This is a genomic window from Micromonospora halophytica (genome assembly GCF_900090245.1).
Classification (GTDB): domain Bacteria; phylum Actinomycetota; class Actinomycetes; order Mycobacteriales; family Micromonosporaceae; genus Micromonospora; species Micromonospora halophytica.
In genome coordinates, this window is sequence record NZ_FMDN01000001.1 from 420,726 (window position 1) to 440,298 (window position 19,573).

At 72.4% G+C, this 19,573-nt stretch carries 21 protein-coding genes, 1 tRNA gene and 2 pseudogenes; 9 read left to right on the plus strand and 15 right to left on the minus strand.

What is annotated here, in order from left to right; translation table 11 throughout:
- Positions 1 to 94 precede the first annotated feature (94 nt).
- Positions 95 to 352: a hypothetical protein gene (locus tag GA0070560_RS01960; RefSeq protein WP_245675308.1), complete on the minus strand. Its 258-nt coding sequence runs from the start codon at positions 350 to 352 to the stop codon at positions 95 to 97.
- Positions 353 to 485: 133 nt separating this feature from the next.
- Here GA0070560_RS01960 and GA0070560_RS29260 point away from each other — a divergent pair, with 133 nt between their 5' ends.
- Positions 486 to 854 (plus strand): hypothetical protein, encoded by a 369-nt coding sequence (locus GA0070560_RS29260; protein WP_245675309.1) that lies wholly within the window; start codon positions 486 to 488, stop codon positions 852 to 854.
- Positions 855 to 879: 25 nt separating this feature from the next.
- Here the strand turns inward: GA0070560_RS29260 and GA0070560_RS30000 are convergent.
- A pseudogene (locus GA0070560_RS30000) lies at positions 880 to 1,191 on the minus strand (IS1634 family transposase); the annotation flags it as partial.
- Between the two features lie 356 nt (positions 1,192 to 1,547).
- Here GA0070560_RS30000 and GA0070560_RS29725 point away from each other — a divergent pair.
- Positions 1,548 to 1,724, plus strand: a pseudogene (locus GA0070560_RS29725) (integrase); the annotation flags it as partial.
- Here GA0070560_RS29725 and GA0070560_RS28555 read toward each other — a convergent pair.
- On the minus strand, positions 1,718 to 1,861 hold the full coding sequence (locus tag GA0070560_RS28555; protein ID WP_170839239.1) for a hypothetical protein: 144 nt from the start codon (positions 1,859 to 1,861) through the stop codon (positions 1,718 to 1,720). The pseudogene GA0070560_RS29725 and the gene GA0070560_RS28555 sit on opposite strands and share 7 nt — an antisense overlap.
- A gap of 166 nt (positions 1,862 to 2,027) precedes the next feature.
- Positions 2,028 to 2,111: transfer RNA gene (locus GA0070560_RS01980), tRNA-Tyr, on the minus strand.
- 148 nt (positions 2,112 to 2,259) lie between these two features.
- Here GA0070560_RS01980 and GA0070560_RS01985 point away from each other — a divergent pair.
- Together GA0070560_RS01985 and GA0070560_RS01990 are read left to right on the plus strand one after the other, a co-directional pair.
- A complete protein-coding gene (locus GA0070560_RS01985; protein ID WP_170839240.1) occupies positions 2,260 to 2,754 on the plus strand; it encodes a YajQ family cyclic di-GMP-binding protein in 495 nt (164 codons plus the stop codon).
- Between the two features lie 238 nt (positions 2,755 to 2,992).
- The gene (locus tag GA0070560_RS01990) at positions 2,993 to 3,319 is read left to right on the plus strand and encodes a DUF6331 family protein (protein WP_091290398.1); all 327 of its coding nucleotides are present in this window, start codon (positions 2,993 to 2,995) and stop codon (positions 3,317 to 3,319) included.
- Between the two features lie 464 nt (positions 3,320 to 3,783).
- Here the strand turns inward: GA0070560_RS01990 and GA0070560_RS01995 are convergent, their stop codons facing one another.
- Positions 3,784 to 4,059: an ArsR/SmtB family transcription factor gene (locus tag GA0070560_RS01995; protein WP_245675310.1), complete on the minus strand. Its 276-nt coding sequence runs from the start codon at positions 4,057 to 4,059 to the stop codon at positions 3,784 to 3,786.
- A gap of 150 nt (positions 4,060 to 4,209) precedes the next feature.
- Here GA0070560_RS01995 and GA0070560_RS02000 point away from each other — a divergent pair, with 150 nt between their 5' ends.
- From GA0070560_RS02000 to GA0070560_RS02010, 3 genes are all read left to right on the plus strand, one after another.
- On the plus strand, positions 4,210 to 5,247 hold the full coding sequence (locus GA0070560_RS02000; protein ID WP_211565726.1) for a cation diffusion facilitator family transporter: 1,038 nt from the start codon (positions 4,210 to 4,212) through the stop codon (positions 5,245 to 5,247).
- Positions 5,248 to 5,333: 86 nt separating this feature from the next.
- Positions 5,334 to 5,687: an ArsR/SmtB family transcription factor gene (locus tag GA0070560_RS02005; protein WP_425412590.1), complete on the plus strand. Its 354-nt coding sequence runs from the start codon at positions 5,334 to 5,336 to the stop codon at positions 5,685 to 5,687.
- Positions 5,684 to 6,373, plus strand: coding sequence for a cation diffusion facilitator family transporter (locus tag GA0070560_RS02010; RefSeq protein ID WP_091290404.1), 690 nt, complete (start codon positions 5,684 to 5,686; stop codon positions 6,371 to 6,373). Before GA0070560_RS02005 ends, GA0070560_RS02010 begins: the two co-directional genes overlap by 4 nt.
- Before the next feature lie 185 nt (positions 6,374 to 6,558).
- Here GA0070560_RS02010 and GA0070560_RS02015 read toward each other — a convergent pair whose 3' ends face one another.
- From GA0070560_RS02015 to GA0070560_RS02050, 8 genes are all read right to left on the minus strand, one after another.
- Entirely contained in the window at positions 6,559 to 7,818 is a 1,260-nt protein-coding gene (locus GA0070560_RS02015) for an MFS transporter (RefSeq protein ID WP_091290407.1), read from the minus strand.
- Positions 7,819 to 7,986: 168 nt separating this feature from the next.
- Positions 7,987 to 8,865 (minus strand): zinc metalloprotease HtpX, encoded by an 879-nt coding sequence (htpX, locus tag GA0070560_RS02020; RefSeq protein WP_091290410.1) that lies wholly within the window; start codon positions 8,863 to 8,865, stop codon positions 7,987 to 7,989.
- A gap of 285 nt (positions 8,866 to 9,150) precedes the next feature.
- A complete protein-coding gene (locus tag GA0070560_RS02025; RefSeq protein ID WP_091290412.1) occupies positions 9,151 to 10,620 on the minus strand; it encodes an NADH-quinone oxidoreductase subunit N in 1,470 nt (489 codons plus the stop codon).
- 49 nt (positions 10,621 to 10,669) lie between these two features.
- Positions 10,670 to 12,172, minus strand: a complete 1,503-nt coding sequence (locus GA0070560_RS02030; RefSeq protein WP_091290414.1) for a complex I subunit 4 family protein — start codon at positions 12,170 to 12,172, stop codon at positions 10,670 to 10,672.
- 175 nt (positions 12,173 to 12,347) lie between these two features.
- Positions 12,348 to 14,276: an NADH-quinone oxidoreductase subunit 5 family protein gene (locus GA0070560_RS02035; RefSeq protein WP_091290417.1), complete on the minus strand. Its 1,929-nt coding sequence runs from the start codon at positions 14,274 to 14,276 to the stop codon at positions 12,348 to 12,350.
- Positions 14,273 to 14,686, minus strand: a complete 414-nt coding sequence (gene nuoK / locus GA0070560_RS02040; RefSeq protein ID WP_245675311.1) for an NADH-quinone oxidoreductase subunit NuoK — start codon at positions 14,684 to 14,686, stop codon at positions 14,273 to 14,275. The genes GA0070560_RS02035 and nuoK overlap by 4 nt, the downstream gene beginning before the upstream one ends.
- Positions 14,683 to 15,219 (minus strand): NADH-quinone oxidoreductase subunit J family protein, encoded by a 537-nt coding sequence (locus GA0070560_RS02045; protein WP_091290420.1) that lies wholly within the window; start codon positions 15,217 to 15,219, stop codon positions 14,683 to 14,685. The genes nuoK and GA0070560_RS02045 overlap by 4 nt, the downstream gene beginning before the upstream one ends.
- Positions 15,216 to 15,809 carry a NuoI/complex I 23 kDa subunit family protein gene (locus GA0070560_RS02050; protein WP_091290422.1) on the minus strand — a complete coding sequence of 198 codons (594 nt, stop codon included), beginning with the start codon at positions 15,807 to 15,809 and terminating at the stop codon, positions 15,216 to 15,218. Before GA0070560_RS02050 ends, GA0070560_RS02045 begins: the two co-directional genes overlap by 4 nt.
- 185 nt (positions 15,810 to 15,994) lie before the next feature.
- Between GA0070560_RS02050 and GA0070560_RS02055 the strand changes: the two genes are divergently transcribed.
- Positions 15,995 to 16,570 (plus strand): Uma2 family endonuclease, encoded by a 576-nt coding sequence (locus GA0070560_RS02055; RefSeq protein ID WP_091290425.1) that lies wholly within the window; start codon positions 15,995 to 15,997, stop codon positions 16,568 to 16,570.
- A gap of 112 nt (positions 16,571 to 16,682) precedes the next feature.
- Positions 16,683 to 17,681, plus strand: a complete 999-nt coding sequence (locus tag GA0070560_RS02060) for a glutathione S-transferase family protein (protein WP_091290428.1) — start codon at positions 16,683 to 16,685, stop codon at positions 17,679 to 17,681.
- A 125-nt stretch (positions 17,682 to 17,806) separates the two neighbouring features.
- On the opposite strand, the gene nuoH is transcribed toward GA0070560_RS02060, so the two are convergent.
- Positions 17,807 to 18,769: an NADH-quinone oxidoreductase subunit NuoH gene (gene nuoH / locus GA0070560_RS02065; protein WP_091290430.1), complete on the minus strand. Its 963-nt coding sequence runs from the start codon at positions 18,767 to 18,769 to the stop codon at positions 17,807 to 17,809.
- Complete coding sequence (locus GA0070560_RS02070) at positions 18,769 to 19,524, minus strand: NADH-quinone oxidoreductase subunit C (protein ID WP_091290433.1); 756 nt, start codon at positions 19,522 to 19,524, stop codon at positions 18,769 to 18,771. Before GA0070560_RS02070 ends, nuoH begins: the two co-directional genes overlap by 1 nt.
- Positions 19,525 to 19,573: the final 49 nt, after the last annotated feature.

Below are 19,573 nucleotides of genomic sequence, written 5' to 3' on the forward strand. Positions count from 1 at the left end.
GGCTCCGTGGCCGTGACCTGGGGCCTTACTCCTTCAAGGCGCCACCGGAAACGGGACCGCCCACCATCCGCCCGCTGCCGCGGTTGCTCACCCGTCACCTGAGCATGTCGACCTCGCCAGTCTCCGGATCAACAGCCACGCTGAGCTTGAAGTGCCCCCGGGCCCTGGTCTCGCGCTGAGGAACGAAGTCGACAATGAGGTAACGCCTGCTGCCCCGGAGTCCCCGTATCTGCGCTTCGTACGGCTCGGAGATCTCCCAGTCCTCGACCGGGAACCCGCCCCGAGGCTTGGCGACGCCCATCCGTCTGGCGAACTCAGCGGTAGCCAGTTCCCGAGCCTCATCGTGATCCACGGTTCCCAGTATCAGTCGATTCATCCGAGCGCGTCGTTCGGAGGCATGTGCTACGCCGTGCTGCGGGCCCGAGGAGGTGCTTCACCTGAGGGAAGACGAATACGAACGGCCCGCCCAGCGTGGGGGGTGGGGCGTGCTGCACCTGACCGGCTCGACGGTGGCCGTAGGTCGGGACTGGGGCGACGGAGACGACACCGCCGAGGACCGAGGGCTCAAGCACCGGCCAAAGGCAGCGACCCGGGACGTACCCGTAGCGCCGCCGCTCGTGCGGCTGCTCAACCATCACATCAAGGAGTACCCGCCGGGATCGAACGACAAGCTGTTCGTGACCCGACGCGGCGCCGGCGGGCGGTACGTCCCCACCGCCGGCCAGCCGATCCCGAACAACACCTACGGGAAGGCGTGGCGCGACGCGCGGGCAAAGGTGCTCACCCCGGCTCAACAGCATTCCCCGCTGGCCCGGCGACCGTACGACCTACGGCACGCCGCCGTGTCGCTCTGACCTGAGTTGTAGCGGTTTGGTGACCACTCCAGCCGAGGTCGTTCAGGAGGGGCCGGGTCTCGGCGGGGATACGCGGCTGGGCGGTCACTTGCTGGGCGCCGATGGTGATGGTGGCTGAGCGGAGGGGTCGTAGGGTCTTGAGGATCTTGTTGATGCTCAGCCCGGAGCGTGCTTGGGCTTCGCGGGAGACGGCCAGGGCTGCGAACACGACGGTCAGGTGGGCCTGGATGCTGTCGTCGAGGCGGTGGAAGACCGGTCGTGCGGCCAGGTCGGACTTGGTCATCCGGAAGGACCGCTCGACTTGGTAGAGGTCGTGGTAGGCGGCCACGACGGCGGCCCTCGACCACCGCGGACGTACCGACCGCGTTTGCCCCGGCGTCATCCAGATCCAGGGCCAGCTGCCCAACATGACGGCGTTCCTCGGCGACCTGCAGCAGCAGCGCCAACTCGTCGTCGGTGTGAGCCGAACCGATGTGCTCGATACTCAACACCCGCCGGCCTCGCTTGTGCACAATCTGGACCGCAGTCGCTCCCGAGGCGGTCTTCACCCGCCGCACGAAACGCCACCCTGTCGAGGCTACCCACGCAGGCAAGCCGCGTTAGTGACCACACCAGCGCCAATCCGCCGGCAAACGCCCAGGTCAGCGGCACCCACGATCACAAGATCGCCAGATCGCTACAACTCAGGTCTGACTCAACGCCGGGGTGCCGGCGACCCAGGTAGCCGAGTGGGCCGGGCACAGCGTCCACGTCCTCATGCGGGTCTACGCGAAGTGCGTCTACGGCCAGGAGGAAGCCGCTCGCCGCCGGGTGGAGGCCGCGCTCGGCCTTACCACCTCGCCGGCTGGCCCAGCACCGCCCGCTCAATGACGAGTCTTGGCCCTGCGGCTGTCCGCATCCGCGATGGCGTGACGCACGGCCAACCGGATCACCCAATAGAGGACCGCAAGTCCGATTGCCCAACTGACGAGGGCCGCCACCAATTGATCGGGAGTATTGAACATCATGGCTTGCAGCCTAGAGACCGCTTGCCCGCTCTGGGTTCCCCGTCGATCTCGGTGACCGCATGTGACACAACCAGCGAGATTGAGCGGGCAAGAGCGGGACTGAGCGAGACTCACGAAAGAGGCCACTGACCGGCGTTCTCGCTGGTCAGGGGCCTCTTTGTGCACCTGGTGGCGGGTAGAGGATTCGAACCTCTGTAGCTTTCGCGACGGATTTACAGTCCGCTCCCATTGGCCGCTCGGGCAACCCGCCAGGGCGTACCACCGCACTCGCGCGCGGCGGCGGAGCCAAGGATAGCGGTTGTCCCCGGGGTCACCGCAAGCGGGTACCGTCAGGGGGTCGCACCGCTGGCCAGCGGGGGACATACCAGCACAGACCGCCAGACAGCAGGAGCATGAGCATGGCAGCGAACCCGTCGTTCGACATCGTGAGCAAGGTCGACCGCCAGGAGGTCGACAACGCCCTCCGCCAGGCGGAGAAGGAGCTCGCGACGAGGTTCGACTTCCGCGGCACCGGCGCGGAGATCTCTTGGTCGGGCGAGGAGGCGATCGGCCTCCAGGCGGAGACCGAGGAGCGGGTCCGGGCCGCCCTGGAGGTCTTCAAGGAGAAGCTGGTGAAGCGGAACATCTCGCTGAAGTCGTTGGACGCCGGCGACCCTCGCCCCTCCGGCAAGATCTTCAAGATCGACGCGAAGGTGATCCAGGGCATCGACTCGGACAAGGCCAAGGCGATCAGCAAGAAGATCCGCGACGAGGGACCGAAGGGCGTCCAGGCGCAGATCCAGGGCGACCAGCTGCGGGTCACCGGCAAGAAGAAGGACGACCTCCAGGCCGTCATCGCCCTACTCAAGGGCGAAGACTTCGGCATCGCCCTCCAGTTCACCAACTACCGGTAAGGAGGGTCCAGCCGGTCTGGTGGTCGGACCGGCCACGCCTTGCCACCTGGGCAGACGTCGTACCAATGGTCGTCATTGGTCGCCCACGATCGGCCTCCGACGGCCTGGCCCTCGTCGACCCCTGGCCCCCGGAAACGCAGCGCTGGTGGCCGCCAAATTCGCAGGAGTGCGGTCCGCTGACGGCGCTAGCATCGGCTACCCGTCACCGGTTGCGGCCGGCTCAGCAGAAGGAGCGGCAATGGCGGACGTGTCGGTCGAAATACCATCGCCCCTGAGCAAGTGCATCATTTTCTGCGAGACCGAGTGCGTCCTCGGTTGCTGCGGAATCGACGCCGTCTCCACTGACTCCGCCCTTATCGAGGCGTGGTGCCGTCGGGTGGGGTCTGTCGCGGTGGTCGAGGCTCGGCTTCAACTTGCCGAGCTGATCGAGATGGTAGAGGACCGTTCACACTGCCTCGCATCGACATTTCTGAACTTCCGCACGCCCGACGATGCCGCACGGCGTCAGTTGCTGGATTTCCTGGCCGCGCTTGATGCGGGACTTGCGGCCGGTGATGCGTCGTGAGCGGTCGAGGCCGGCGAAGGACTGATTGGAGGGCCGTGATCGCTACTCGGCGAAGCTGCCATTCGGTTGCGAGCGCCGCGGCAGTTACCGTACGTGGCAGTTCCCGATGGTCGCCGTCGGGCTAGCACCGTTCTTGACCTTGCGCCCAGGGATCACGCGCCGTTGCCATCCCGCCTGCCGCCGACCCGCCCGTCTGGGGAGCGGGCCGCCCGGCCCGCCACGTCAAGCGGACCTTGACGCCTCGTACGGACGCTGGCGGATCGGGCGGTGGTCTGCTCGGCTCGCCCGGGTCGGTGGCAGACGGGATGACCCTGGGCAACCACCCACGAACCGCAGCGCGCGCACGATGGCTGCCGGCGCGGTGGCGGCGTCGATCCTGGCCCCGTCGATGTCGATGCGGTCCGCCAGTTCACCCGCGACTGGTTCGCCGACCCCCGCTCCAAGCCCGTCGAGTAGAGCGCCGCTCAGTCGTGCTCCGGGGCACCGGTCACCTGGTGCGACGCCGCGTGCAGCACCTCGGTCACGAGCCGGCGCACATGCCCGCCTCTGGCCTGGTAGAGCGCTCGGCGACCCTCCCGACGGACGCTGACCAACCCGGCCAGCCGCAGCTTGCCCAGGTGCTGCGACACCGCCGGCCGTGCCATCCCCACTGCCGCCACGAGCGCGGTCACGTCGTACTCGCCCTCACTGAGCAGCGACATGAGTCGTAGCCGGGTGGGGTCGGCCAGCATGCGCAACATGTCCGTGGCTGCCTCGACCTGCTGCCCGCCAGGGAGGCGTTGTTGCAGGTCACTGGCATCTGCAACGTTGTCGCGTGCGTACATGAGCACATATTATCGCCGCTGTCACGGGCAGAGATCCTCGGTGCGACCGACAGACCTGGGGGAACGGTGCAGGACCACGAGCACGGTCATGATCACGGCCACTCGCACGATCACCACGGCTGGTGGCGCCGACTGACCCATGCCGTCGTCCTGCACTCCCACGACTCCCGCGCGAAGACCGACCCGGCGCTGGAGTCCTCCCGGGACGGCCTTCGCGCACTGTGGATCTCGCTGATCGGCCTCGGGATCACAGCCGTTGCCCAAGCGGTCATCGTCGCGCTGTCCGGCTCCGTCGCGCTGCTCGGCGACACGCTGCACAACGTCGCCGACGCCCTGACCGCCGTACCGCTGGGGATCGCCTTCCTCCTCGTCCGACGCGCCGCCACCCGCGCCTACACCTACGGCTACGGCCGGGCCGAAGACCTCGCCGGCATCGTCATCGTCGTGGTCATCGCCGCCTCAGCCGTCGCCGCCGCCTGGACCGCCGTCACCCGGCTACTGCACCCCGCCGAGATGACCCACGTGCCCTGGGTCGCCGCCGCCGGCATCGTCGGGTTCATCGGCAACGAGCTGGTCGCCCGGTACCGCATCCGGGTCGGCCGGCGCATCGGCTCTGCCGCCCTCGTCGCCGACGGCCTGCATGCTCGTACCGACGGCTACACCTCACTCGCCGTCCTCGCCGCCGCCGGCGGCGCCGCGCTCGGCTGGCGCTGGGCCGACCCCGTCATCGGCCTGGTCATCGCCGCCGCCATCACCTTCGTCCTCAAGGACGCCGCCCGCGAGGTCTACCGGCGACTCATGGACGCCGTCGACCCCGACCTCGTCGACCGGGCCGAGACCACCCTCCGGGCCGTGCACGGCGTCCAGGACGTATCCGCCGTGCGCCTCCGCTGGATCGGCCACCGGCTGCACGCCGAAGCCGACCTGGTCGTGGACTCCCACCTCAGCCTCGTCGCCGCACACGAGATCGCCGCCGACGCCGAACACCAGCTCACCCACGCCGTACCGCGGCTGATGACCGCCACCGTGCACACGGACCCCGACAGCCACCCGGGCGGCCACCACCACACCAACCTGTCACACCAGCGCCGCCGACAGAACTGATCCGGTTCCGGGGACGGCGCCCCGGCCCTGGACCGTCACCTCCACGACCGACCATCGCCAATCAGCGTTATCATCACGGTGTGGCGATGAACTCTTCCCCAGCACTGGAGCCCGCCGCAGCGTTGTTCCGGTCCCTCGGTGATCCGACCCGGTTGGCGATCCTGCGCCGGCTGGCGTCCGGTGAGGCACGGGTGGTCGACCTGACCGGCGAGCTGGGCCTGGCCCAGTCGACCGTGTCGAAGCACCTGGCGTGTCTGCGCGACTGCGACCTGATCGACTACCGGGCCGAGGGCCGCCAGTCGTTCTACGCGCTGACCCGGCCGGAGCTGCTGGACCTGCTGCGCTCGGCGGAGCAGGTCCTCGCCGCGACCGGCGAGGCGGTCGTCCTCTGCCCGGTCTACGGGGCACCGACCGGCGCCGGGGCGGGGGCGAGCGCGTGAGCGCCTCTCTGCTGACGCCCGAGCGTCGGGCGGCGCTGTCCCGGCGCAGCCTGTGGCTGGCCTACGCCACCGCCGGCTACAACCTGCTGGAGGGCCTGGTCGCGATCGTCGCCGGCACGGCGGCCTCCTCCACCGCCCTGATCGGCTTCGGCCTGGACTCGTTCGTCGAGGTGTCCAGTGCCGCCGTGCTCATCTGGCAGTTCCGCTCCCGGGTGCCCGAGGATCGCGAGCGGCTGGCGCTGCGGCTGATCGGCGCGTCGTTCTTCGCCCTGGCCGCCTGGGTGACCGTCGACGCCCTCCGCGCACTGTTCACCGGGGGCGACGCCGACGCCAGCCCGGTCGGCATCGGCCTGGCCGTGGCGTCGCTGCTCGTGATGCCGCTGCTCGTCCGCGCCAAGCGGCGCACCGGTCGGGAGCTCGGATCGGCCACGGTCATGGCCGACTCCACCCAGACGATGCTGTGCACCTACCTGTCCGCGGTGCTGCTCGTCGGCCTGGTGCTGAACGCTCTCTGGGGCTGGTCGTGGGCGGATCCGGTCGCCGGGCTCGTCATCGCCGGGGTCGCGGTCAAGGAAGGTGTGGAGGCCTGGCGCGGCGAGCACTGCGAGGATTGCGCCCCGCTGCCCGCGAGCGCCGCCACCGGCGAGACAGAGGCGTGCGGCGGCGACGGCTGCTGCACCGGCTAGCGGAAAGAGCCCCCGGCGCGAGAAGAGCTGCCCGGTCAGCGCGAGAAGATCAGGATCAGCACCACGGTCAGGATCGCGCTGATCAGGATCGAACCCAGGCACCCCAGCCGGTTCGAGAAGAAGACGAACATGACCGATGACGTACCCGTCGCCCTGCCCGGCACACCTCGCCGCCGGCAGCCCGGTCAGACCGGGGCGGGCTGCTCGGCGCGTACCGCTCTCGCCTCGGCGCGGGCGACGGGGCCGGCGGGCATCCCGGCGACCGCCGCCCCGACGGCGACCGCGGCCCCGGCGAAGAGGAACGCCCAGGGCACGCCGCCGGCCTGGTCGACGATCAGCCCGGCCACCGCGCCGCCCGCGGCGCTCGCCGCCACCGACATGGTGACCACCCAGGTGTACGCCTCGTTCAGCATGCTGGCCGGGGCGATCCGCCCGACCAGGGTGTTCTCCAGGGTGAGCGCGGGCGCGATGGTGGCTCCGCCGACCACCAGCGCGACACCGAGCGCCAGCGGGGTCGGCATCACCGCGAAGAGCGCGAAGCTGCCGGCGACCGCACCGAGCAGCCAGGAGAACTGGCGGGCCATGTTGGCCGACGGCTTGCGTACGCCGAACCAGAAGCCCCCGGCTGCGCTGCCGACGCCCCAGACGGCGAGCAGCAGCCCAGCGAGCCCTTCCGGGTCGCCGGTGGACTGGTTGCCGGCGTAGGCCGGCACGATCACCCCGGCCGCGCCGAATGCGATGCCGAGGCTGGCGACGCAGACCAGCAGGGCGGGGAAGCCCTCGACGCGCAGCGGGCCGAGCCCCTTGGCGTGGTGCTCGTGGGGGTGCGGCCGCCAGCCGCGCATGACCTTGCCGAGCGCCACCGCACCGGTGCCGACCAGGGTCACCACGGCAGCCCCGACCAGCGCGGCGGCGGCGTCGGCGACCAGCACGAAGCCGGCCACCAGCAGTGGGCCGAGCACGAAGACGACCTCGAAGAGCGAGGTCTCGGCGGCGAGCGCGGTGTTGCGCAGCCGGTAGCGGCCGGAGGCCGGGCCGGTGAGGTCGTTCCAGGCACCCCGGATCGCGGCGGTCAGCGGCGGGTACGTGGCCCCGGCCAGCCCGGCGACGAGGTAGATCAGGGCGAGACTGCCCGCCTCGGACCGGCTCGCCCAGAGCAGCCCGAACAGGGCGAGCGGGTGGGCGACGGCGGTGGCCAGCAGCACCGGGGTGGGGCCGATCCGGTCGGCGATCCGCCCGGCGACCGGGCTGAGCGCGGCGCCGGAGAGGGCGTAGATGCCGCCGGCCACCGCGGCGAGCGAGTACCGGCCGGTCACCCCCTCCACGACCAGCAGCAGCGCCAGCGGCGTCATGCCGATCCCGAGTCGCCCGATGATGCCGAGGATCAGCAGCATCGGCGCCCCGGGAATCCGCCAGACGCCCAGGTACTGGCGCAGAGCGGCCACGGTCGACCTCCTGGAGATGTAACGGGTGGGAGCCGTGCCGACCCTAACGCCGGGCCGGTCCGGCGGAAAGCGGATATGACGCGCGCGACGACGCCACGCCACCCGTACGCGAAGGTCCACCCGGGTCCGGCGGACCGGACACGGGCGGACCCGGGTGGTACGGGGGCCTCAGCGTTGGAACTGCACCGGACCGCTGCTGGCCGCCATCTGCTCCAGCCGGGCGACCCGCTCCTCCATCCGCGGGTGGGTGGAGAAGAGCGCGGCGATGCCGCCGCCCCGCTTGAACGGGTTGTCGATCATCAGGTGGGCGGTGCTGGTCAGCTGGCCCTGGGCGGGCAGCGGACGCGTCCGGGTCCCCATGTGGATCTTCCGGAGGGCGCTGGCCAGGGCCAGCGGGTCGCGGGTGAGCCGCGCCCCGGAGGCGTCCGCCTGGAACTCCCGGCTCCGGCTGATCGCCAGTTGGATCACGGTGGCGGCGATCGGGCCGAGGATCAGGGTGAGCAGCAGCACGGCCGGGTTCGGGGCGTCCTCGTCGTCGCCACCGCCCAGCGGGATGAACCAGGCGAGGTTGGCCAGCATGGTGATGATGCCGGCCAGGCCGGCCGCCACGCTGGAGATGAGAATGTCCCGGTTGTAGACGTGCGACAGCTCGTGCCCGATCACGCCGCGCAGCTCACGGTAGTCGAGGATCTCGGTGATCCCCCGGGTCACGCAGACCGCCGCGTGCTGCGGGTTGCGCCCGGTGGCGAACGCGTTGGGCTGCGAGGTCGGACTGACGTACAGGCGGGGCATCGGCTGCCGCGCCTCGGTGGCCAGCTCACGCACCATCCGGTACAGCTCGGGGAACTCCACCTCGCTGACCGGTTGCGCCCGCATCGAGCGCAGCGCGAGCTTGTCGGAGTAGAAGTAGGTCACGCCGTTCATCAGCAACGAGACGACGACGGCGATGACGAGGCCGCCGCTGCCGCCGAACCAGTAGCCGACCACGAGGATCAGCGAGGTCAACAGGCCGAGCAGCGCTGCGGTCTTCAGACGGTTGTGATGCACGATCGCTCCTTCGGTGCGCGGGCCACGCGGGGCCCGCCGACCGGTACAACAACACCGGTACCCCACAACCATCCTGCTCATGACTGAGAGTTGCCTGGAGCATGCTGAGCGCCCGCTGCAAACCGACCCCGACCTCGGGTTCATCCGACTGCGGCAGATCACGGCGTCACTCCCCGTGATCTGCCGCCGATACCGCACGGCACCGGCGTCCCCCGCCCGGAACACCCCGGGATGCACCGTTCCGCTGCCTCGATCAGCAGCGAAGCGCGCGGCGGATCGGGCGGGTCAGCGCGCGGCGAGGTCGAGGACGAGCTGCGGGGCGAAGCCGAGCACCACGGCGACGGCGGTGGCGAGGGCGAGCGCCACGCCCACGGTCCAGGCCGGGCGGCCGACCGGGGCACCGGAGACGGGTGCGGGGTCGACGGCGTAGAGAGTGGCGGCGAGGCGCAGGTAGTAGGCGAGCCCGACCACGGCGTTGACCGCCACCACCAGGGCCAGCCAACCCGCGCCGCCGTCCAGCAGTGACCGGACCACGGTCACCTTGGCGAAGAGCCCGGCCAGGCCCGGTGGCAGCCCGGCCAGCCCGATCAGCGCCAGCGCGAACGCCGCCCCGACCCACGGATGCCGGCGGGCCGCCCCGCCCAGCTCGTCGACGCTGCCGCCGTCCCCACCGGCCGGGCGCAGCGCCACCAGCGCCGCGAAGGCGGCCAGCTCCAGCACCACGAAGAAGACCGCGTACGCGACGGCGGCGGCGTACGCGGTCGCCGGGGCTTCACCGGTACGGCCGGCGGCCAGCGCCAGCGCGCCCAGCGGGGCCAGGATGTAGCCGGCCTGGGCCACCGACGACCAGGCCAGCAGTCGGACGGTACGCCGCTGGCGCAGCGCCACCAGGTTGCCGACGGTCATGGTGAGCACGGCCAGCAGGGCGAGCACCGGGCCGGTGACGTCGGCCGGCAGCGCCCGCTGCACCACGGCGAGCAGAGCCACCACACCGCCGAGCTTCGAGGCGGTGGAGAGGTACGCCGCCACCGGCAGGGGTGCGCCGTCGTAGGTCGCCGGAGCCCAGGCGTGCAGCGGCACCGCCGCCACCTTGAAGGCGATCCCGACCACCACCAGCGCGATCGCGGCGGTGGTGAGCGGCAGGTCACGCCCGTCACCGAGGAGTACGCCGAGCCGGCCCAGGTGCAGGCCGCCGGTGACCGCGTACAGCAGGGCCGCGCCGAGCAGGGTGAGTGTGGTCGCCACCACGCTCACCACGAAGAAGGTGACCGCCGCCTCGGCGCTGGCCAGACTGCCCCGACGCAGCCCGACCAGGACGTACAGCGGGAGGGTGAGGGTCTCCAGGGCGACGATCAGGGTGATCAGGTCACCGGCCGCGCCGAGCACCACGCCGCCGGTCATCGAACAGGCGAGCAGGAAGCAGTACTCCCCCGCCGGGGTCGGCCCGCTGCGCAGCAGTGGCCCGGAGAGCCCGAGCACCCCGAGGGCGAGCAGCGCGAAGACGGCGGCGACGAGGGCGGCGCGCCCGTCCATGATCCAGGAGCAGTCGGCACCCACGCAGAACGTCCGCCGGGTCTGGCCCGCACCCACCACCGCCGCACCGACCGCCGTGGCGACCGCGCCCACGGCGGCCACCGCCGCCGTCGCGCCGGCCCGGGCCAGCAGCAGGTCGGCCAGGAGCACCAGCACGGCCGTGCCGGCAGCCAGGTACGCCGGCAGCAGCGCCACGTTGTCGACGCTCTGCACCACGCTCATCCCGCCACCTCGCCCCACCCACGCTCGTCCGGGACCGCACTCCGCGCCATCACCGCAGCACCCCCACCAGCGCGTCCACCGGTTCGGCGGCCAGGCCGAGCACCAGCGTCGGGGCCAGCCCCACCGCGAGGGCGAGCAGCACCAGCGGCGCCCAGGCGGTCAGCTCCGCCCCGGCCAGGCCGGGCGTGAGCCGGGCCACCGCCGGGCTGGGCCGGCCGTGGGTGAGCAGTCGCAACAGCCGGAGGAAGTACGCCGCGGTCAGCGCCCCGCCGATCGCGGCCAGCACCGCCAGCGTGGTCCACAGTCCACCGCCCCGTTGCACGGCCGCGACGACGGCGAACGCCTCACCCCAGAAGCCGGCGAGTCCGGGCAGCCCGAGCGAGGCGACCGCCGCGAAGCCGAGCAGCCCGGCGAGCCGGGGGGCGGTCTCCCGCAGCCCGGACAACTCCGTCAGCGAGCCGGCGTGCGTACGGTCCTTGACCGCCCCGGCGAGGAAGAAGAGCAGGCCGGTGATCACGCCGTGCGCGATGTTGCCGATCAGCGCCGCCTGGATGCCGGTGGCGGTCAGCGTGGCCACCCCGAGCAGCACGAAGCCCATGTGCCCGACGCTGGAGTACGCGATGAGCCGCTTCAGGTCGGACTGCATCAGGCAGACCAGGGAGCCGACCAGGATCGCGGCGACGGCGAGCACACCGAGCACCGGGGCGGCCCACCGGGCGCCCTCGGGAGCCACCCCGACCGCGATCCGCACCAGGCCGTACGTGCCCATCTTGAGCAGCACCCCGGCGAGGATCACGCTGCCGACGGTGGGCGCCTGGCTGTGCGCGTCGGGCAGCCACGAGTGCAGCGGCCAGAGCGGGCTCTTCACCGCGAAGGCGAGCGCCAGCAGGGTGAACGCGGCCAACTGGGTGCCCCGGGACAGCCCGGCCCCACCGGTCAGGGCGACGACGTCGGCGGTGCCGGCCGCGGCGACCACCACGTAGACGCCGACCAGCAGCAGCACCGAGCCGAAGAGCGTGTAGAGGGCGAACTTACGGGCCGCCCGCCGCCGGTCCTCGCCGCCCCATCCGGCGATGATCGCGTACATCGGCAGCAGGACGACCTCGAAGAACACGAAGAACAGGACCAGGTCCAGGGCGAGGAAGGTGCCGAGGATGCCCACCTCGACCACCAGCAGCAGCGCCACCAGCGCCCGCCCGCTGCCGCCGGCCGGCACCCGCCAGAGCGTGTAGCCGCAGCAGAGCAGGGTGAGCAGCGCGGTGAGCACCACCAGCGGCCAGGAGATCCCGTCCACCCCGAGGTGGAAGCGCAGGTCCAGGCCGGGCACCCAGGGCACGTCGAGCCGGTGCCACGGCTGCACCGCGGGGGCCGGGCCGTACCCGAACCAGCCGTGGTCGCCGAGCACCAGCAGCGCGGCACCGACCAGGGTCAGCCCGGCGACGACCGTGCCGACCACCCGGGCGGCCCGGTCCCGGGGCGTGGCCGCCACCGCGACGGCCCCCAGCGCCGGCAGGGCCAGCACCGCGACCAGCAGGAACTCCCCGAGCCTCACGACATCTCCTCGGTTCGTGACTGCGGGGCTCGCAACACCGGCTCACTCCTCGCGCTCACCGCCGCCACCTCAGCTCGCGACTGCGGGGCTCGCAACACCGGCTCACTCCTCGCGCTCACCGCCGCCACCTCAATTCGCGACTGCGGGGCTCGCAACACCGGCTCACTCCTCGCGCTCACGGTGCCCCTCCGATCAGCAGGACCGCGGCCAGCCCGACCAGCAGCGCGCCGGCCAGCACCGCTGCCGCCGCGCGGGGCAGCGCCGCGCGGTGCAGCGCGGCCAGCACGCCACCAAGGCCGACCGTGCCCCGGCCGACGCCCTTCACCACGCCGGCGACCACCATCTCGTCGCCCACCTGCGCCACCCAGGCCAGATCGATCGTGGGGTGCACGACCAGGGCCTGCTGCACGTCGTCGAGGCGGAACGCGGTGGTGAAGACCGGGCGGAGCGGACCCAGCGCGCGGGCCGGGTCGGCGGCCGGGTTCCGACGCCAGCCGGTCCAGGCCAGCGCGGCCCCGGCGAGCAGCAGCACGGTCGGCAGCAGCAGCGCCGGACCGAGGTGGACGAGCACCTGCTCCCCGGGGGCGGGCGCCGTCGGGAGGAACAGCCGGTGCGCGAAGAACTGGGTGAAGCCGGCCAGGCCGAGCAGCGCGGCCGGCACGGCGAGCAGCAGCACCGGCCACCGCATGGCGGCCGGCGGGTCGTGCGGATGCAGCAGCGGCATCCGGCGTTCCCCGAGGAAGGTACGCAGCAGCAGCCGGGTGGCGTACCAGGCGGTGACCACCACGCCGAGCAGCCCGGCCAGCCAGACCAGCCAGCCCACCCAGGCGGGCGCGGGACCGGCGCCGTCCAGCGCCGCCGCCTGGGCGACCGCGAGCACGCCGTCCTTGCTCCAGAAGCCGGACAGCGGCGGCACCCCGGCCAGCGCGCCGAGCCCGATCACCGTGCACCAGAAGGTGACCGGCATGTCGCGGCGCAACCCGCCCATCCGGGACATCAGCGTGGTGCCCACCGCGTGGATCACCGCCCCGGCCGCGAGGAAGAGCAACGCCTTGAAGGCGGCGTGGGTGAGCAGGTGGAACAGCGCGGCGGCAGGCGCGCCGACCGCCAGCGCCCCGGTCATGTAGCCGAGCTGGGAGACCGTCGACCAGGCGAGCACCCGCTTCAGGTCGTCCTGGGCGGTGGCCGCGAACGCGCCGAGCAGCAGGGTGACCGACGCCAGCACGCCGAGCACCGCCAGCACGGCCGGGGTCGCGACGAAGAGCGGCCAGAGCCGGGTCACCGCGTACACGCCGGCGGCGACCATGGTGGCCGCGTGGATCAGCGCCGAGATCGGGGTGGGGCCGGCCATCGCGTCGGGCAGCCAGGTGTGCAGCGGGAACTGGGCGCTCTTGCCGGCCACCCCGGCGAGCAGCAGCAGGCAGGCGGCGGTGAGGGTGCCCGTCGAGTGGTCGTGGGCGAGCACGTCGGCGATGGAGAAACTGCCCGCCGAGACGCCGAGCAGCGCGATGCCGAGCAGGAAGCCGACGTCACCCACCCGGGTGACCAGGAACGCCTTCATCGCGGCGGCCGGGGCCTCGGGCAGCCGCCGGTCGTGGGCGATGAGCAGGTAGGAGCAGAGCCCCATCACCTCCCAGCCGACCAGCAGCATGACCAGGTCACCGGCGACCACCACCACCAGCATCGCGGCGGTGAAGAGGCTGATCTGCGCCGCGTAGGGCGGGTAGCGGTGGTCCACCTCGACGTCATCGTGCGGGCCGCGCCGCAGGTAGGCGGTGGAGTAGACCTGCACGGCCAGGGCGACCGCCGCGACCGCCACCGCGACCAGCGCGGCGGCGCCGTCCAGCCGGACGCCCAGGGTGACCCGCAGGCCGCCGAGGTCGATCCAGGTGGTGGAGGTCTCCACCGGGTCGCCGACCCGGACGAGCAGGAGCACCGCGATCAGCAGCGCGCCGGCCGCGCCGGCCACCCCGAGGACGGTCGCCGCCCGACGTGCCCGGTCCTCCCCGGTGGTCGCACCCTTCGGCGACGGTGGCAGCAGCAACCCGGTCAGGCCCGCCACCAGGGGTACGGCCGGCAGCGCGGCCCCGAGCAGCCCGGTCACCTCTCCCCCTCCGGTCCGTCCACACCCGAGCCGGCCGACGGCCGGTCGACGCCGACCGTGGTGGCCGGCCGCTCGACCACGGTGGTGGCCGGCACCGGCACCGGCGGCTCGGTCAGCGGCACCTCGTCCACCGCGACGCTGGCCCGCAGCCGGTAGAGCTGGAGCACGATGGCCAGGCCGACACCGATCTCGGCGGCGGCGAGCACGATCACGAAGAGCGCGAAGACCTGCCCGCCGTGTGGCAGGGCCGCCTTCGCCGTGGTGTCGGCGGTGACCAGGATCAGGTTGACCGCGTTGAGCATCAACTCGACCGCCATCAGCACCAGTACGGCGTTACGCCGGCGCAGCACGCCGTAGACGCCGAGGCCGAACAGGAGCGCGGCGGTGACGTACGGGATGACCGGTCTCACGCGCGACCACCCTCGTCCGTGGACGCCGTGTCGGGGCGGCGGCCGATGTCGGGGCGGGACAGCACGATCGCGCCGACCAGGGCGGCCAGCAGCAGCACCGAGAGCACCTCGAACGGCAGCACCCAGGAGCGGAAGACCTGCTCGCCGAGGCGCTCGGCGGTGCCCGCCGCCGGCAGCTCCACCCGGGTCCAGCGGAAGGCGTCCACCAGCAGCACGGTCAGGCCCAGCCCGGCGCCCCCGCCGATCAGCGCGGCCGGCCAGCCGGGACGGTCCAGGTCGTCGGAGGCGCCGATCGGGGCGCGGGTCAGCATCACCGCGAAGAGCAGCAGCACCACCACCGCGCCCACGTAGATCAGCACCTGCACCCAGGCGACCAGCTCGGCGGTGAGCACCAGGTAGTCGCCGGCCAGCGCGCCCAGGCAGACGACCAGGTAGAGGCCGGCCCGGACCAGGTGCCGGGTGGCGACCACGAGCACACCCGCCCCGACCGCCACCGCGCCGAGGGCGAGCAGCAGCACGTCCGCACCGGTCATGCTGGCGTACCCCCGTCGGGGGCGGGGCCGGGCTCGGGGCGTACCACGGTGGGGCGGGCGGCGGAGCTGGACGGGGCGGCGGCCTTGCGCGCGGCGGTGGCCTCCTCCTTCGCCGGCTCGCCGTTGCGGTCGTGCGCCGGCGGCGGCGGGACGGTGGCCATCCACTCGCCCAGGTGGTCCTTGTCGTGCAGCAGGTCCTTGATGTCGTACTCGGCGTACTCGAACTCCGGCGACCAGTAGAGCGCGTCGAACGGGCAGACCTCGACGCAGATGCCGCAGTACATGCAGAGCGAGAAGTCGATGTCGAACTTGTCGAGCACGTTGCGCTGGCGGGGGCGGGCGGCGCCGGGCACCGCCACCTCTTCCTTGTGCGAGTCGATGTAGATGCACCAGTCCGGGCACTCGCGGGCGCAGAGCATGCAGACCGTGCAGTTCTCGGCCAGCAGCGCGATCACGCCCCGGGACCGGGGCGGCAGCTCGGGGGCGACGTCCGGATACTGCTGGGTGGTCGAACGGCGGGTCATCGTTTTGAGCGTGACCGCCAGCCCCTTCACCAGCCCTTCGCCGGGAATGCCGCTGCGCTCGCTCACGCCGTCGCCCCGCTTCGCTCGCCGACGCCGGGCGGCCCTTCCGCGCCGAGCCGGCCGATTCGCTCGCTGCGCTCGCTCATGCCGCTCATCCTGCCCTGTGCCCCCGGCGAGCGCGACCACCACCCGGCTCTTCCCGGCGGTACGGTGACCGGTGGGGAGGACGACGCACCGGAAAGGACCGACCGATGACCGCCGCGCTGCAGAGCGACTATCCGCCCGAGGGCGGGTGGACGACCGACGATCTGGACGCGCTGCCCGAGGACGGCCGCCGCCGCGAACTTCTCGATGGAGTGCTGATCGTGTCCCCCTCCCCCACTCGTGTGCACCAGACCATCGCCGGGCGTCTCATGGTCGCTCTGGAAGAGGTCTGCCCCGACGAGTACGACGTGACCCAGGCCGTCGAGGTGCGGATCAACCGCACCCGTTCCTTCTTCCCTGACGTGCTGGTGACCACGTCGGTCGCCGCGGCCCGGGAGCCGTCGAGGTACGAGCCGCACGAGGTGGTGCTGGCCGTCGAGATCGTCTCCCCCAGCACCCGCTCGATCGACCGGGTGCTGAAGCCGGCACTGTACGCGCAGGCCGGCATCCCCTTCCACTGGCGGATCGAGGTCGAGGACGGTACGCCGGTGGTGCACACCTACAAGATCGACCCGGTGGACGAGGTCTACACCGAGACGGGCCGGTGGGCCAAGTTCGTGGACACCGGGGAGCCCTTCCCGGTCAACCTGTCGATCAGCCGGCTCACGCCACGCCACCGCTGACCGGTCTGGCCCTCCGCCGCCCGCCCGACACTCTGTCGCCCGCCCCACTCACTCCGCCGGCTCGCCGGGCCGACCGGCCGGTGATCGGCCAGGATAGGACGGAGAGCGACGGATCCGAGGGGGCGACGTGGGCGGGACGACAGGCGGGAAGTACGTGGAGCCGGGCGGGGAGTTCACCCGCGATCAGCGCTACATCGCCACCCGGATCACCGCCGACGGTCGGGACGGCTGGCCGGTGGAGCCCGGGCGGTACCGGCTCGCGGTCAGCCGGGCCTGCCCGTGGGCGAACCGGCTGATCATCGTCCGGCGGCTGCTCGGCCTGGAGGACGCCATCTCGATGGCCGTGGCCGGCCCCACCCACGACGCCCGGAGCTGGACGTTCGACCTGGACCCGGGCGGGCGCGACCCGGTGCTCGGCATCGAGCGCCTCCAGGAGGCGTACCTGCGGCGCTTCCCCGGCTACGAGCGGGGCATCACCGTGCCGGCGTTGGTGGACGTGCCGACCGGGCAGGTGGTCACCAACGACTACGCGCAGATGAGCCTGGACCTGTCGACCGAGTGGACGGCGTACCACCGGCCGGGTGCGCCGCAGCTCTACCCGGAGCACCTGCGCGCGCAGATCGACGAGGTCAACGCCCTGGTGTTCCGGGACGTCAACAACGGCGTCTACCGGTGCGGTTTCGCCGGCTCCCAGGAGGCGTACGAGAAGGCGTTCGGGCGGCTCTTCGACCGGCTCGACCGGCTGAGCGAGCGGCTGGCCGGGCAGCGTTACCTGGTGGGCGACACGATCACCGAGGCGGACGTGCGGCTGTTCACCACGCTGGTCCGCTTCGACCCGGTCTACCACGGCCACTTCAAGTGCAACCGGCAGAAGCTGACCGAGATGCCGGTGCTCTGGGCGTACGCCCGGGACCTGTTCCAGACCCCCGGTTTCGGGGACACGATCGACTTCGACCACATCAAGCGGCACTACTACCAGGTGCACCGGGACATCAACCCGACCGGCGTGGTGCCGCTCGGCCCCGACCTGTCGGGCTGGCTCACCCCGCACGGCCGGGAGGAGCTGGGCGGCCGCCCGTTCGGCGACGGCACCCCGCCGCCCCGGCCCTGACCCACCCCCACGCGGCGATCTCCGGCCCTGACCCACCCCCCCATGCGCGGCGATCTTGCACTTACGGCCCTCAAAGAGGGTGACATGTCGCGTTTGTCGAGGCCGCAAGTGCAAGATCGCGGCGATCAGAGGGCGAGGCGGACGGCGGCGGTGAGGACGAGCTGGGCCAGGGCGACAGGGACAAGGACCAGCCAGCAGAGGCGCTGGAGCTGGTCCTCGCGCAGGCGGGGGTAGCTCACCCGCAGCCAGATGATCACGAAGGAGACCGCGAAGACCTTCACCAGCGTCCAGAGCCAGCCGAGCTGCGCGTCGGCGAACGGGCCCTGCCAGCCACCGAGGAAGAGCACGGTGGTCAGCGCGGCGATCACCACGATGCCGACGTACTCGGCGAGCAGGAAGAACGCGAACCGCAGGCCGGTGTACTCGGTCAGGTAGCCGAAGACCAGCTCGGAGTCGGCGATCGGCATGTCGAACGGGGGCCGCCGGATCTCGGCCAACCCGGCGACGAAGAACACGATCATCGCGGGGGCCTGCCAGAGCAGCCACCACGGCCGCCACGCCTCCACGATGCCGCCGAGGCTGAGCGTCCCGGCCGCCATCGCCACCGACGCGGCGGCCAGCACCAGCGGCAGCTCGTAGCCGAGCAGCTGGGCCGCACCCCGCAGGCCGCCGAGGAGGCTGTACTTGTTGGCCGAGGCCCAGGCCGACATCAGCACCGCCACCACGCCCACCCCGACCACGGCGAGGACGAAGAAGAGGCCGATGTCCAGCGGCTGCCCGACCAGGTCGTCCGGGCCCAGCGGGATGACCAGCAGCACCAGCAGGTAGGGCACGAGCGCCACCACCGGGGCGAGCCGGAACACCGCCCGGTCCGCCTCACGCGGGGTGACGTCCTCCTTCTGCACGAACTTGATCCCGTCGGCGACGAGCTGCGCCCAGCCGTGGAAGCCGCCCGCGTACATCGGGCCGAGCCGGCCCTGCATGTGCGCCATCACCTTGTGCTCGGCCTGGCCGACCACGAGCGGCAGGGTGAGGAAGGCGACCAGCACGCCGCCGACCCGGATCACCAGCTCCAACCAGGTCGGCATCAGGCCGTACCCCCCTCGTCGTCGCCACGGCCCGCCGCCGGGTCGTCGCCGGCCGCGCCGGCCCGGGGGGTACGCGCCGGACGCGTGCCCGGGGCCGGGCGGGCCGGACGCTCCCGGGCCGGGCGGGCCGGCGTACCCCCGCGCGGTCCCTCGCCCACCCCGGCCGCGCCGGCGGGCGTGGGCGTCGTCCCCCACTCCCCCGGCGCGGGCACGCCCGGCGGGCGGACCGCCCGACGACCGCCACCGGCCTCGGACTCGCCCGGTTCCTTCGCGCCCGGCCACGGCTTCGCCACCCGGGAGGCGAGCACGAACTCCTTGCGCAGCGGGTGCCCCTCGAACTCCGGCGGCAGCAGCAGCGGAGCCAACCCGTGGTGGCCGGCGAAGTCGATGCCGAACATCTCGTGGGTCTCCCGCTCGTGCCAGGCCGCGCCGGGGTAGAGGTCGACCACGGAGGCCACGACGGGCGTCTCGCGGGGTACCCGGGTACGCAGCAGCACCCCGTGCCGGTGCCGGGTGGACCAGAGGTGGACCACCACGTCGAAACCGGCGGCCAGCTCGTCCACCGCCGACAGCCAGTCGAAGAAGTCGCAGGCCAGCTCGGCGTCGTCCCGGGCCGCCCGCAGCGCGTCGGCCCAGCTCGACAGCGGTACGTCGACGGTCGCGCGGGCATGCGACCGGCCGTCGGAGACCGACGCGGTGGCCTCGACCGGCGCGAGCAGCGCGACCACCCGCCGGCCGACCTCTTCCGGAGTCATGCCGCTGATCCTATGGCCGACGGCCGCCGGCCGTGTCGGGCCGCCCGTG